Genomic DNA, 14861 nt, shown 5'->3' with positions numbered 1-14861 from the left:
CTCTCCCTTTACCCTATCCGTTTAACCATAACGTGCGTGATCAACATGCCGACCGAGACACTGCACAAGGCGTAAATCAGTACCGTCGTTCCAACCGGATCGGAGAACAGGAAGCTGAAATCGTCGGGTGATTTCATATACAAATAGGCCAGGCAGCCTGGGAACAGCATGGCGACAATCTTGGCCGACGCACGCGCTTCAGACGTCTTGGATTGCACTTTCAATTGCAGTTCCCGACGGTCACGCAGCGTCGCAGACAGACGCTCCAGTGTTTCCCCCAGTCGCCCACCGGCCTCCTGATTGATGATCAAAATCACCACGAAAAAGCGGTACTCAGCCATCGGCACCCGCGTCGCCGAGGCCTGAATGACCTGACGCAGTGGAATACCAAGTTTCAGCCAGTGGTCAATCGTCTTGAATTCATTCGCCAGCGGCCCAGCGAGGTGCTCGGCGACAATCGAGAAAGTATTCGCCACAGGCACACCCGCACGACAGCTGCGGGTAATCGCATCAATGGCTTCGGGCAGGCTTTCGCGCAGCGCTTTCAAATGTTTTTGCAACGTCGAACGAAACAACATCATGCCGATGCTGACAAACAGCAACAGCGTAAATATCAGCCCCATCGTGAGCGGCAGCAGGGTACGCTGCCCCAGGACCATGCCGAGTATCAGGCTGACCGCTCCCAGCGAAAGAGAACGCTGAAGCAGGTTCTTTTTCCAGCCGATGAACGTCATTTGCGCCCAGAGGATAGCCATCCAGCGCCCAATCACAGGGACGCCCATCAACGGCGTTTTGATCTCGTCACGCAGGATCGAATCAGACGCGACGGCGGCAGCCGACGGGCTGACCTCGTTCAAAATCTGCTGCCAGCGTTGTTCACGCTGCATGCGCTGCTGGCGTGATTTTCTCCAGGCGTTGACCGCCAAAAGCAGCATCAGCACGCTGCCAAATACCAGCAACGTGATCAGATTCAGGCGTAAATCACTCATCGGCGTCTCCTCAGTTCATCATTGCGCATCAAACAGATGCGCTTTATCGCTGTAGAACTGCGGGCGTTGAATGTGCTGAACATATTCACCTGTCAACAGACCCTGCCCATCCATCCCTTGAATGTTGAAGCTGAACAGGTCCTGAAGCTGGATTACTTCGTTCTCCATGCCGCACACTTCGGTGATGGACACCACGCGACGCATGCCGTCACGCATACGTTCGATCTGCACGATCAAATGAACCGCGCTGGCGATCTGGCGACGGATCGCCATCAGCGGCAGTTGCATGTTCGCCATCATCACCATGTTTTCCAGACGCTGTATCGCGTCACGCGAGGTATTGGCGTGGACGGTACACAGCGAACCATCGTGCCCAGTGTTCATCGCCTGCAACATGTCGAAGCTTTCGCCACCGCGCACCTCACCCAAAATGATGCGGTCGGGGCGCATACGCAGGGCATTACGCATCAGATCGCGCTGATCGACGCGTCCAGTACCTTCGGCGCTGACAGGACGGGTTTCCAATCTCACCACGTGCTCCTGCTGCAATTGCAGCTCGGCGGCATCTTCAATGGTGATAATGCGATCGGTGGTACCGATCTTCTGCGACAGCGCATTCAGCAAGGTGGTTTTACCCGCACCCGTTCCACCGGAAACGATCACGTTAACGCGCGCCTGCATCGCTTTATTCAGAACATCCGCCATCGCATAGGACATGCAGCGGCGCTCAGCCAGCATTTCCAGCGACAGGTTGCGGCGCATAAATTTACGGATCGAGATCGTAGTGCCGTCGATCGCCAGCGGATAAGTAATGACGTTGACGCGGCTACCGTCTGGCAGACGCGCATCCACCATCGGGCTGGCTTCGTCGATACGGCGTCCCACCGCGGCGGCAATACGTTGCGCGGTGTTAAACACATGTTCTTCGTCGATAAAGGTAATCGGCGACAGCTCCAGTTTGCCAAAACGCTCGACAAACACCTGACCGGCACCGTTAACCAGAATGTCGTTGACCGAGTCATCCGACAGCAGCGGCTGGATCGGCCCAATTCCGGTCATCTCATCCAGCATTTCGGCAGCGATGGCTTCCTCTTCCTGCCGAGAAAGCTGCAAACGTTGCTCATCACAGATGCGGCGGATCACCGTTTCGATCTGTACCAGCAGTTTGTCACGCCCCATCATCGCCGCTTTACCGGCATCGATCTGATCGTAGAGCTGCGCGCGGATAATCCGACGCTGACTGTTCCGGTTGTCCGTCTGGCGGGCAGCTGTTGCAGATCCAGAAGACGTGTTCGCCGCAGGCTGTGTGCGGTTCTCCGCAGCCGGGCGCGTTTTCAGTTCTGCCACGTTGGCAGCAGGCGCAGGCTGAGGCGTGCTTTTTCCTGCTTCACTTTTTTGCAGGTTATTCTTGCGAATCAACATGTCCGTAACCCTTTGAAAAACGGTGAACGCTGAACATCATCAGGCGCGTTTTAACCAACGCGAGAACCAGCGTTTTTCCGCCGGTCTGGCGCGTACGCCACAGGCCAGATCGACCAATTGGCGTAATCCCTGCTGGAAAGCAGGAGCCGCAGCCAGATTCAATGCGCCGAGCGTGAGGCTCTGCGCCAGCGCGTGGCCTGCATTCGGCAGCACGACATCAATCTTCCGGCCGGTAAATTGTTCAAACTGATCGCGGCTTAACGGCGCGGTCGTAGCAAAACGGCTCTGGTTATGCACCAGCAGCAGACGCTGCCCTTCGCTTTCGTCGCCGATTTCATTCAGTACACGCCGCACATTACGCGCATCCTGAAGCGTCAATTCCGTCACGATGATGCGCAGATCCGCATAGGTCAGTACGTCCAGCGCCCCGGTCGGATAGCTGCTGGGCAGATCCCAAATCACCTGATTGAACATGCGGCACAGTGCACCGCCGAGATTCAGCACGTTATCCACCTCAACCGGGCTCAATTCACCCAGTTCTGGCTTCTGCGCTAGCAGGTGCAAGCGGGTATCCACGCGCAGCATGGCGCGCTGCAACAGTCGGGTATCCAGTTCCTGAGTCCCTAATACCGCCGCCAGACCCGCATCATCGGTTTGCCCTTGCAGCAGCAGTTGGTCACCGTTACGACGGTCAAAATCCACCAGTGCCACGGGTAAATGACGTTCACCAGACAGCAGGCGACTCAGCCCCATCGCCACAGTGCTGGCACCACTTCCGCCGCTAGCGCTGACGACCGCAATCGTTCTGCCCATACGTGCATATTCCGGCCCAGCCTGTTGGCCTTCACACTTCGCCAACGTTGTCGCCAGCAGATCCAGCGTGAGCGGTTTGACCAGATAGTCCACCACGCCCGCCTGAAGCAGCGCGCGGTATAAACCAACATCTTGCTCTTTGCCTGTCGCAATAACCTGACTGGTAGGGCCGCAGACGCTCAGTAGTTCTTCCAGCGCGGGAAGCGGCCAGTGCGCGCCTTCCAGATCCACCAGTAAAATGCGCGGCGGAACATTCAGTTCACACCATTGACGAGCAGCGGCGATACCACCGGACATCACCGGTACATCCGGCTGTTTCAGGCGAGTAAAGAGATCGCTGATATCAGCTACATCGCGTACGTCATTGGCGAACGCCACCAGCGGCAGCGCCAGTTCTTCACCATCGTTAGGGGTAATTTCACTCATGGAATGTCACGCCCTTAATCTTCTTCAAAGTTAATGTCGATAAGCTCTTTCACTTCACCTTTGTGATAGCGTTCGATGCTATTGACTGCCGCCACGCCATCCGCACCGTCCAGCGCTTTCGCCTGAATCAGATCGCGTGGTTCAGCGACTATCATCGCCAGATTGTTTTGCGTAGCGCAGCCGAGAGTGCCTATCGCCTCATAGGGCTTCACCATCAGTTGATTGGGATCGTTGATCGTGCAGCGGGTGGTTTTGACGACCAGCGCCTCGGAGATCACTTCCAGATCGCCAGTTTGTCCGCTCGCAGTAGAACGGCGCATCTGTTTCACATTCTGCGCATTGGCACCGGCATTTTTCAGCACCGTCGCCAGTCGCCCGGCCATCTGCTCGCCGCTCGCGCTGTGCGGGATAAGCGTTAGCGTCTGCGCGGATAACCGCCCTTGATCTTTCAACATGATATTGAGCTGTTTCAAGGATTCCGGCAGAAAGCCCCGCCCGTTCGGTGCAACCAGCAACGGCACGGACACTGATGAAGGCTGAACCGCGATCGGTTGCAGAGCAGGCTGATCAAAGCGCTGCATCCGCACATCGTTAATCGGCTTGTTCCATCCGCATCCTGCCAGCAGAAAAACGGCGGTTAGCACTGCCGCACGCACGTGCAGCGGGCGAAACGGAGGGTGGTTGCTGTTGATCGTTTTCATATTTTATTTCCCCTCACGAACTCAGTAGAGATAGCCGATAGATGCAGAACGTGGCATAGACGAGTCCAGCATTTTTACGCCTTGTCCCGGCGTCTGAAGATCGCCTGCATTGACCGGCTCGACCACATAAGCGGTCGCGATAATTACCAGTTCCGTTTCTTCCTGACTGGTGGATTCGCTTTCAAACAGGCGGCCAAACATCGGGACGCTACTCAGCCCCGGCACGCCGTTGATTGTCTGGCTACCCGCGCTGCGCAGCATCCCCGCTAGCGCAAAACTCTGTCCGCTAGCCAGCTCCACCGTGGTATCTGCACGACGTACCGTTAAGGCTGGAATACGCGATCCGCCTTCCAACTGTACGGAACCTACGTCCGTGAGTTCGCTGACTTCCGGCGCAATGTGCAGGCTGATGCGGTTGGCAGACAGCAGCGTCGGCGTCATACGCAGAATCACACCGTAGGATTTGTAATCGATGCTGACGCTGTTGTTGGTGATCAAAACGATGGGCACTTCACCACCCGCGGCAAAGGCAGCGGTTTCCCCTGACATCGCCGTCAGGTTGGGTTCAGCCAAAACAGTTGCCATGCCCTGCTGGTTCATGGCGGTTAACAATCCGCTCAGTCTGGAACGACCGAAGTTCAGGAAGCCCGAATCCGTTGGGTTAGCAAATCGACCGGTTGTGGCGTTGAACAGATTCAGGCGCGAACCGCTGCCTGCGCTCATGTTGCCGCTGCCAGTGCTCAATGATGCCGCCCAGTTGAATCCCAGTTCACTGGTCAACTTGCGGGACACTTCCACCACGCGCACCTGAATATTGATCTGCGAAGGCGTTTTGATTTTGAGCTGGTTGATCACTTTGCCGGAGGATTCGCTGGAGCCAGGCAGTTTTTCGCCACCGCCTCCACCGCCGCCCTGCCCGCCTGCGGACGCACTGATATAAGCCTGTATGCTGTCGATGACACGCTTGGCGTCCTGCGGTGTATCGACGCTGCCGCGCACAATCACACCGCTAGGAATCGAGGCTTCCAGTTGGATATCCGCACCGGGGAATTCACGCTTCATGCGTTCACCCAACGCTTTCAAATCATGTTCAGACACCAGACGAATGGCGTTGATAACGTTGCCATTTTCGTCCATCGCATAGAGCGTGGTGGTGCCGACGCTTTTGGCGTAAACAAACAGGTTACCCGGAGAAGGTAATTCAAAACTGGCAATATTCGGATCGGCCACCAGCACGCTGTCTGGCAGCGCGTCGAGCTGTAATAACCGCCCCTGATGCACGGTCAAGTGCACCACGTTGGTCTCAGCCACTTCAGATACCCCGGCAGCCATCGTGGTCGCAGGCAACATCATCGTCGTCAGCGTGACAGGCAATACCGCATTAAACAGGCCAGCGGCCAGCAATCGTTTGCACGTACCCTGAAAGTCCGATTTCAAAAACAGCGAAAACATCGTCATTTACTTAATTTCCGTAATGGGCTTCATTGTTCTATGAGCAACTCGCGGCACCCCGCAGGCTGTCAGATTGCGTATTTGTTCTATCGGGAGGGGAACGTCACCACGTCTTTTTGCTCACCGCGATACGTTTTGACTTTATGACCGCCGGATCCTGCGGATAAAACACCATAGATATCCGTAGCCTGTGTCACAGTGGTTACTTGAGAAGGTGCGGTAACCAAATCCCCTGTTTCATCCGTAGCTGCGCTACGCAGAGACAGATGTAAAACACCTAACTCTTTTGCAACAGCCAACATTTCGGCTTGCTGCGGCGTCACTTCCAGCGTGACGGTTTGATAGGTAGCGGTACGCGAGCGAGTTCCCATCGCGGATTCACGACTTTTGGCTGTAGTATTCAGCTCACCACCGTCTTCTGCACTGACATCCGTACGCGGGTATATAGGGGCATCTGTGCGATCGTTAAGCGCCAACACACGCAAATCGCGCACAATGGTCTGTGAAGCCAAAAGCGGCATCATAACTGGCTGGGTGCGGCTTACCGGCAGTTCTGGCTGATCGTCTCTTTTCATACTCAGGATGATGTCGACACGGTCGCCCGCCGTCACTAATCCGGCATTGCTGGCAACGGCACTGGTAGGCACAGAAATAGCACGCATGCCTTTATGCAATACGGCAGCAACAAAGCCCGGTTCATTCGGCTTAACCAATACGTTGCTGGTCAACGGTGTACCTTCCGCTACCGTTTCACGCAGCGTTGCGCCCAGCAGCAAAGACTGGCTGTCTTTACCACGAATAAAATTGAACGTGCGGGAAACGGGTTTATCTGTTTCGTCCCAGCGCAGTGATGCGGAGTCAATGAAATCACCGGGATGAAGCGCTTTCGCGGCCACCAGAACTGCGACTTTTTCCGGTGCTTTAACCACCATCGGAGGTGGCGCTGGGGGTTCAGAAGAGAGATGGCTACGCACCATCAGCGCAACAATGCCTGCCAGCACGAGTGCGCCTGACAGTACGTATGTAGAGTTCACTTTCATTTCAACTTGCCTACCCTAGCGTGTGTGTCTTAAAAAGCTGCGACAGAATTAAAACAAGGGAAAAATCAGGACATACATCGCGCCAAACGCGATGGCTACGCCGTAAGGTATGCCTTGAGAAAGATCGGCGGGCAACGCGGGTGGCATAGGCAACCGACTCTTGAATATCCGGTTGGTGGTTTGAATGCCCATCGCCACCGCTGTGGGTACGGTATTAAGCAGCGGCAGACTAAGTGCTAAAACACCACCAGCCAGCGCTGTCACCATGACGAAAACGATCTGATGTCCTTGACCCACCCACAGGCACAGCACACTCATCAGCTTGACATCACCAGCGCCTAATCTGCCGGTGAGGAAAAGCAAAAAACCCACAACCAGTACTGCCGCCGCGCCTGGTAACGCCCATAACGTTTTCTGTAGTGCCAACCTATCTAACGCACCGGATTGCAGGACGTGTGAAGCACTGAAAAACAGCCAGCCCAGCAATAAAATCAATACCGCCTGATTCGTGATTTTGCGTACTAACAGATCGGTACTGATACACCACAGCAGACAGCCCATCAGCAGCGCCGTCTGCGGCCAGTGCGTGTAATCCGCCATCTCGCGCTTATTTCGCTGCGCCGGATGTACCGCCGCTGGTGCCCGTGCCGGTAATCTGATCGGCAATTTGGCTGAATTTTTCATTCAGCGCTTTTACGAAAATACCGTCGCCGCCGAAAATAGCGCCGATGGCCGCAGCCATTGCCGCCGCAAGAATGCCGTATTCGATTGCCGTTACACCGCTCTCGTCACGCAGGAAAGAACGCAATTTTGCTTTCATATTTTTCATGGGAAGACTCTCTAATCCGCAGCCAAAGAAATCATGGCCTACTCGGGGATTCGTGGGCGCCATGATGATAATAAGATTAATAATGAGACTTATTATCAAACACTACAAGCAGCAGAACATTAATATTCGTTAATCTTTCCATTAAGAAAATTATCAATATAAATCAATAACTAACATAAGTTTTATTGCGGGAAAAATTAATAAATATTCATATTTTTTGCAAGGGTATTCATAAAAACCAGAGAGGATCGTCGTGGTGATCGGAGTACAAACCGCTCACCACGAGTCGTATTCATTGCGAGGAAAAAGACATTAACAGCGATTGAGGCACAGATAGACGTTCAACCCCGGTTCGGAGGAGTCCAGATAGAGCTTACCGCCGTGCAGATCGGTAATCGCCTGAACCAGAGACAATCCTAGCCCATAGCCGGACTGAAACCAGGTATCCAGCCGTTGAAAGCGCTGTAGCGCTTTGGTGTGCAGTGCAGGCGGAATACCCGGACCTCGGTCCGCAACGCTTAGGGCGATCCAACCGCGATAAAGCGTCACACTCAACGTGATGTATTTCCCCTGTGCCGCGTATTTCAGCGCGTTTTCCACCAGATTTGCCAGCGCCTGAAACAGCAGCGCACGGTCGCCAAAGAGCTGGATTCCGGCTTTGATTTCAATCTTCAAGCGACAGCCGCGCGTTTCCGCCAGCGGTTGATAATATTCGGCAATTTCTTCCAGCAGTTGGCGCGCCTCAATGTTCTCAAACTGATGCACGCAGCGCCCGCTTTCGATTTCGCCGATACGCATCACGGTACGGAACAGCCCGAGGATTTTATGCACCTCGTCCACCGCCAGATTCAATTCATCACGAACGTCGTTATCCAGCCCTGCACGCTCAGTCAGGTTGAACAAACGATTTTGCAGATGCGTCAACGGAGTACGCAGTTCATGTGCAACATGGCTCGATGTATTGCGCACCTGCTCCATCAGGCGCTCAATCCGTTCCAGATTCTGGTTAATATCGGCGCTCAGGCTGTCAAAATCATCATCGTAAGGCGACAACGGCATACGCACCTGCTGCTCACCGCTGCTGTAGCGATGCAGCGCCGCGCGGATTTTCTCCACGCTCCGCAAGCTACGTAAGCTGAAATGGCGGCTGACAAACAGGCAGAAGAGCAGCACGATAAACAATCCAGCTCCCGCAACAAGCGGGATCGTCCTCACTCGTTCTAACATGGGTCGAATGTTGTAAGCGGTAAACAGCACGCCCCCATCATCCAACATGACGGACAAACCAATCAGATTGGGATCGTCTGGGCTGGAAATTTCGGCTTTAAGACAGCTGACATCCATCTGGCAATCAGTATGCTGGCGCATTTCCAGAGGATGCGTGTTGGCAGAATCGGGGGTTAAAGGATGCGTTCTTAGAGGATGATTGTGATACAGAATATCACCGTGTTTATTCATCACCAGAAACAGCGGTAATTCATCACCCTTCGCTCGATTATCCTGTCGTAATTGCGCAATCAGGCTATCGGCATTGGTTAAACGCGACTGCATCGAGTAATCATAAATATTACCCAGAATAACTTCACGGACATGCGTTCGAATCAGCGTTTCGCTTAATGAACTGAAGCCAACAATACACATCAGCATCATCAATAAGAACAGAAAAACAATGGTTATTGCCTGACGAAAATTAGAGGTACATAAAAAACCGGGGTATTGGCTTGCCCCTAGTAATTGCCAGTGTTTTATTTTTATCTGCCAGCGCTGCCCCAGCTTCTTTATTTTTATTTTATTCAGCGTGGCTGCCAACATCAGTTTTGTCCTTATCTACCGCGCCTAATGCGTAGCCCATCGCTCTCAGCGTTTTAATTAATGGACGAGGGAATCCTTTATCAATTTTCGCCCGCAGCTTTGACATATGAACGTCGATCAGATTGGTCTGCGGATCAAAATTGTAGCCCCATACTCGCTCTAACAGCATCGTGCGAGTAATCGCTTGCCCCGGGTTTTCCATCAATATAATCAGTAACTTGATTTCTTTATCGGTCAAATCGATACGCTTGGTACCGCGCCATGCTACGCGCTGCATACGGTCAAGTTGCAGATCTTCAAAAATCAGCATGGAAGGATTATCAGCATGACGTTTACCGCGTCGCGCCATAATATCCAGACGTAATCTAAGCTCATTAAAATTAAAAGGCTTGCCGAGATAATCTTCTGCACCCAGCTCTAACCCCATCACCCGATCGACATCACGATCCAGCGCCGAGAGCAGCATAATAGGCGGATGACGTGAGCCTTGTAATTCACGTAATACCGTAAATCCATCCATGATAGGGAGCATTCTGTCCAACAGAACGACATCATAAACTTCATCCTTGATCGCTTTTAATGCGTGTGCGCCATCGTGCACCATCCGGCAAGAATGGCCGTGGGAATGTAATTTAGACCCGAGCCAATGGCACAGCACAGAATCATCATCAACCACTAATACACGCATAACTTTCCCCTATAAACGTGGCTTATTACCTAATTAATTCAGGGTTAATGTCCGTTTATTTTTTATCTGGTCTTTCAAACAGCCATTCACCCCACGCGGTTCTGATACCGTGCGGGCCGTTTTTTATTTCTGGTTTTCTACTTCTTAGCTTTTTACTTAGGATTTCTATACTGCTAAGAAAAATCCTACGGATAATAACAATCATTATCATTTAGTGACAAGCAGTTTACAATCACCTGACACAGTTCTTAGGTTAGGCGTATAAAAAACATCCCCATCGCTTACGCCATGGGGATGCAGAGGAAGGAAAGAGAAGAGAAAGAAATCAACGCGGTAGCGGGGAGCGCCTCACTGCGTCTTACTCATTTTCGATCAAGAGCGCTTCCATCAGATCGAGGTCGCGCAGCATTTTTTGCAACGTTTCATTGCTGATCTGCTGCGTGGCGCGTAAGTGATACAGCTCTGCACGCTCGGAATTCAGGGCAGTCAGGCGAAAACGCCGCTCCAGATTCTCAATCAACAGACCGTTTTCAGGATCGTCTTTATTGATTAGCCGTCGACGTAGGTTACCGATGACACGTGCGCTGACTTCTTTCAGCACCTGCTCATCAATGTTTTCCTCTCGATCGGCTGCCAGACGCTCCTCCATTTTGTGCATGCTTTTGATCGCCACTTCCGCCACGGCCATCCGCGCCATGCGGATTTCTTTGGCATGCGCCGCTTTGTCCGCCACCACCACACCGCGCAGCAGAAACGGTAGCGCCAGTACGCCACACAGCAGAGAAAACAAAATGACGCCCGTGGCGATAAACACCAGTTGATAGCGTGATGGGAACGCCGTGCCGTCAGTCAGCAACAGCGGAATAGACAGCACCCCCGCCAACGTAATCGCCCCTCGCACGCCGGCAAAGGAAGCGATCCACAGCTCACGCGTGGAAAATTCGGCGAAGACCATAGGGCGCTTTTTTTGGATGTGCACACTGTATGTTCTCATCACCCATAGCCAGCTGAAACGCAGTAACAGCAAGGCACCATAGATGATCGCGATATCGGTAAACAGCATCCAGGTTTCAACCGTTGGGTCCAGCTCTGCCTGCGTAACCGACGTTTCCAGAATGTCCGGCAATTGCAGGCCGAGCATGATGAACACCATGCCGTTGAACACAAATTCCAACATCGACCACACGCCGTTGGCACGCATTCTCATCGTGAGTGGCGCGCTACGAATCACACCCGACTGGCCGATCGTCATCCCCGCCGCTACCGCAGCCAAAATGCCCGACACACCGATGTGTTCAGCAATCAGATACGACGCAAAAGGCAGCAGCAGCAGCAGTACGATCTGCGTTGCAGCATCATCACCACTCCAGCGGCTAATAACGCGCAGCGATTTACCGAATATCCAGGTCACACCGACGCCCGCCAGCAGCCCGCCCAGCGCGACCTGAACAAATTCCAGCGTCGCACCGGAAACCGTAAATACCATCGTGCCCATCGCAATAGCGACAGCAAACTTCAGCGACACCAGGCCGGACGCATCGTTCATCAACGCTTCGCCCTGCAAAATGCCCATCAGTTTTTTCGGAATACGACCTTCGCCTACGATGCCAGACAGCGCGACAGCATCCGTCGGCGACAGTACAGCAGCCAGCGCAAAAGCGGCGATCAGCGGCATCCCTGGCACCATCCAGTAGATGAAATAGCCGATGCCAACCACGGTAATCAGAACCAGAACCAGCGCCAGACCGATAATCTCTCGACCGTGTCTCAGGAACTCACGCGTGGGTGTCTTCCAACCGTCGGCAAACAGCAGCGGCGGAATGAAAAGCACCATAAACAGTTCAGGATTGAAATCAACGTGCAACCCGAACTGGGGCCAGGCGAGGATGGCACCCAGCGCGATTTGCATTAAAGGCAGAGGAACTTGAAAAGGTAAAATGCGCGTAACTACCCCGGAAAGGGATACAACCAGGGTCAAAATAAGAATCGTAAAAAATATTTCCATGCTTTCCTTAGACGTACTCCTAAATCAAAAAACTCTGCCTGCGAGCGCGTGAATTGCCCTTACATATTTAACGCATTTAGTCCGGTATGAAAATGGATTTCTGGGTAAAGAAGAGAGGTTTCCTCCTAAATAATTCAAGCTGCAAGAAGGCGGCGACACAGCGAATCCCCGGGAGCTTACATCAGTAAGTGACTGGGGTGAGCGAGGAAAGCCAACGCACATGCGGTTTGAAGTATGACGGATAATTACTTTATTGATTATCACACAAGTAACATCAACCCAAAGCCAATAAAAGGGCACATAAAATCGCGTTTGACGTAGGTAATGAGAGAGGAAGGAAAAACGGGGAATTACAGACCTTCTGGACGGAGCCAGAAGGTCTGCGGGAAGGGATTACAGCGCCCAGCCGCCAGCGTAGAACGCTACCAGCGCGACAGCGATAATCACTGTACCAATGTTCAGTTTACGCCATTCGCCGGAGCAGATGCGTCCGAGTACCAGTGCACCAAAGCCCAGCATGATGCCGGTCACGATGTTACAGGTCAGTACGATGAATACGGCACATACCAAACCGGACATCGCATCAACGAAATCATCAAAGTTCAGTTTGGAGACGTTGCCCAGCATCAGCAGACCAACGTACATCAGCGCTGGCGCGGTGGCATAGCCGGGAACCAGATACGCTAGCGGGGATACAAAGAGCAGCAGTAGGAACAGCACACCGACTACCGTTGCCGTTAAGCCAGTTTTACCACCAGCCGCCGTACCTGCTGCGGATTCGATGTAGACCGCCGCTGGTGACGTCCCGACCAGACTGCAAAAAATGCTGCTCACGGAGTCTGCGGTGAGTGCTTTACCACCGTTGATGATTTGCCCGTCTTTATCCAGCAGATTCGCCTGTCCGGCTACCGCACGAATCGTACCCGTAGCATCAAACACCGCTGTCATTACCAGTGCCAACACGCTTGGCAGAACCAGCGGCTGCAACGCACCCATGATATCCAGACTGAAGATCAGCGACGAACCGTCAGCCGCCGTTAGACTCGGCAATGCAAAGAAGCCAGCATATTTTACGTTTGGATCAAAAATCAGTCCCAGAATAGAGATCACCACGATAACCAGCAAAATACCGCCCGGTACGCGACGTTTCTCTAAACCGATGGTCGCCGCTAGCCCCAGCAGAGACATAATAACGGGGAAAGAAGTGAAATTACCCAGCGCAACCGGCAGGCCGTCAATCGGGTTTTTTACCACCAGACCTACACCGTTGGCGGCAATAATCAGCAGGAACAGACCGATACCAATCCCTGTACCGTGCGCTACGCCCAGCGGCAGGTTACGCAAGATCCAGGAACGGATGCCCGTGACGGAAATGATGGTAAACAGCACGCCCATCAGGAAGATTGCCCCCAGCGCCACGGGAATACTGATTTGCTGCCCCAGCACCAGACTGAACGCGGTGAATGCGGTCAGAGAAATCGCACAACCAATCGCCATCGGCAGATTGGCCCACAACCCCATCAGCAGCGATCCCAGCCCCGCAACCAGACAGGTCGCAACGAACACGGCCGTCGGCGGGAAGCCAGCCTTGCCCAGCATACTCGGCACCACAATCACCGAGTAAACCATGGCCAGGAACGTCGTTAGGCCTGCTAACACTTCCTGACGCACGTTGCTGCCGCGCTGTGTAATTTTGAAAAAAGCATCAAGCGAGCCTTGCGAGCCAGCCTGACGGGTGGTGTTTGACATGGTGGTATCCCCTGAAATGTCATTATTATTTAAGATCAATTCTGAACGGTTCCCGCAGCCTTGCCCCGCGAGCGCACCAACATCACTGGCGCACCATGAACCGTATGGTCACGCACGCAAACGATTAGCTCGCTGAATGCAGAACCGGAAAACGTTACTGTCTCAAGACATTGTCGAATAAAAACAGGCGGCACTAAACAAGCCGGATAAAACGGTGCCAGACAATGCGAAGCGCACGATTATCCCGCTTACCCCGCGCTTATTTCAACTGCTAATCGAGACAATTTACCTATCTCACATCATCTTTCCGATAAGGAAATGCGCAACTCGTACAGGTAACATTCAATCAGGCAAGCCGCTGAAAACGCGCCAGTATGAAGAAAAAGCAGAAAGGGTTCTTAGACGGAAATCAAAACAGCGGTTTACTCCTCACAAACTGCTCGTTCATTTTTTTGTGATTCACATCACAAAAAAGTTGACCGTCCGTATCTGTGCGAGTATTCTTAAAAACGTGAGCAGCATCACAGAAAACAAATCAACGAACAACGAGGAAATGACCATGAAACTGCTAAACAAAATCATCGCTATGTTTGAAAACATCAACATCAACTTTGGTACTTTCAACCAATAATTATTTAAGAATCGTGGGGATAAAAAAGATGCGCGTTGTCCGCAAAATCAATCAAATATTAAAAGCGTTGGGCAAAACCTATCGCGGTGTTAACCCCCACGCTATCTTCCGTTAATCGTACTCGTGTACGTTAACCACCCTAAAATGGCTGCCATCCGGTAGCCATTTTTGTTTGTACACCTTTATTGTTTCTAGACCTTTTTTCTACACCATGCGTAACTGATTCTGCTCACTATGCAGTGATGGCACCGAAGCGCCATCCGATGTCACACGTGTTTGCGCTATCTCACGATTATCCTTCACT

The 14861-nt window shown here is 52.7% G+C and carries 13 protein-coding genes; 1 reads left to right on the top strand and 12 read right to left on the bottom strand.

The annotated features are described in order from the left end of the window. Positions 1-8: 8 nt before the first annotated feature. The 12 genes from GZ59_RS03385 to GZ59_RS03330 all read right to left on the bottom strand — a co-directional run bounded on the left by GZ59_RS03385 (position 9) and on the right by GZ59_RS03330 (position 13926). A complete protein-coding gene (locus GZ59_RS03385; protein ID WP_011092400.1) occupies positions 9-989 on the bottom strand; it encodes a type II secretion system F family protein in 981 nt (326 codons plus the stop codon). 18 nt (positions 990-1007) lie between these two features. Further along, the gene (locus GZ59_RS03380; protein WP_011092399.1) at positions 1008-2411 is read right to left on the bottom strand and encodes a TadA family conjugal transfer-associated ATPase; all 1404 of its coding nucleotides are present in this window, start codon (positions 2409-2411) and stop codon (positions 1008-1010) included. Between the two features lie 39 nt (positions 2412-2450). Continuing rightward, positions 2451-3650: a CpaE/TadZ family protein gene (locus GZ59_RS03375; protein WP_011092398.1), complete on the bottom strand. Its 1200-nt coding sequence runs from the start codon at positions 3648-3650 to the stop codon at positions 2451-2453. Between the two features lie 14 nt (positions 3651-3664). Then, positions 3665-4351, bottom strand: coding sequence for a CpaD family pilus assembly protein (locus tag GZ59_RS03370; RefSeq protein WP_011092397.1), 687 nt, complete (start codon positions 4349-4351; stop codon positions 3665-3667). Between the two features lie 21 nt (positions 4352-4372). Then, complete coding sequence (locus GZ59_RS03365) at positions 4373-5809, bottom strand: type II and III secretion system protein family protein (RefSeq protein WP_011092396.1); 1437 nt, start codon at positions 5807-5809, stop codon at positions 4373-4375. 80 nt (positions 5810-5889) lie between these two features. Then, positions 5890-6843, bottom strand: a complete 954-nt coding sequence (cpaB, locus tag GZ59_RS03360) for a Flp pilus assembly protein CpaB (protein ID WP_039290060.1) — start codon at positions 6841-6843, stop codon at positions 5890-5892. 48 nt (positions 6844-6891) lie between these two features. Then, the gene (locus GZ59_RS03355) at positions 6892-7443 is read right to left on the bottom strand and encodes an A24 family peptidase (protein WP_039290057.1); all 552 of its coding nucleotides are present in this window, start codon (positions 7441-7443) and stop codon (positions 6892-6894) included. 7 nt (positions 7444-7450) lie between these two features. Continuing rightward, positions 7451-7672: a Flp family type IVb pilin gene (locus GZ59_RS03350; RefSeq protein ID WP_010285252.1), complete on the bottom strand. Its 222-nt coding sequence runs from the start codon at positions 7670-7672 to the stop codon at positions 7451-7453. Between the two features lie 312 nt (positions 7673-7984). Further along, the gene (locus GZ59_RS03345; protein WP_011092393.1) at positions 7985-9484 is read right to left on the bottom strand and encodes a sensor histidine kinase; all 1500 of its coding nucleotides are present in this window, start codon (positions 9482-9484) and stop codon (positions 7985-7987) included. After that, entirely contained in the window at positions 9462-10172 is a 711-nt protein-coding gene (locus tag GZ59_RS03340) for a response regulator transcription factor (protein ID WP_011092392.1), read from the bottom strand. The genes GZ59_RS03345 and GZ59_RS03340 overlap by 23 nt, the downstream gene beginning before the upstream one ends. A gap of 358 nt (positions 10173-10530) precedes the next feature. Beyond that, entirely contained in the window at positions 10531-12177 is a 1647-nt protein-coding gene (locus tag GZ59_RS03335; protein WP_011092391.1) for a Na+/H+ antiporter, read from the bottom strand. 393 nt (positions 12178-12570) lie between these two features. Continuing rightward, the gene (locus GZ59_RS03330; protein ID WP_011092390.1) at positions 12571-13926 is read right to left on the bottom strand and encodes an NCS2 family permease; all 1356 of its coding nucleotides are present in this window, start codon (positions 13924-13926) and stop codon (positions 12571-12573) included. A gap of 214 nt (positions 13927-14140) precedes the next feature. Between GZ59_RS03330 and GZ59_RS03325 the strand changes: the two genes are divergently transcribed. Beyond that, positions 14141-14557, top strand: coding sequence for a hypothetical protein (locus GZ59_RS03325; protein ID WP_039290053.1), 417 nt, complete (start codon positions 14141-14143; stop codon positions 14555-14557). Positions 14558-14861: the final 304 nt, after the last annotated feature.

It is taken from the genome of Pectobacterium atrosepticum (assembly GCF_000740965.1).
GTDB classification, from domain to species: Bacteria; Pseudomonadota; Gammaproteobacteria; order Enterobacterales; family Enterobacteriaceae; genus Pectobacterium; species Pectobacterium atrosepticum.
The sequence above is the reverse complement of the archived record's forward strand: the minus strand, read 5'-3'. Positions and strand labels throughout refer to the sequence as shown.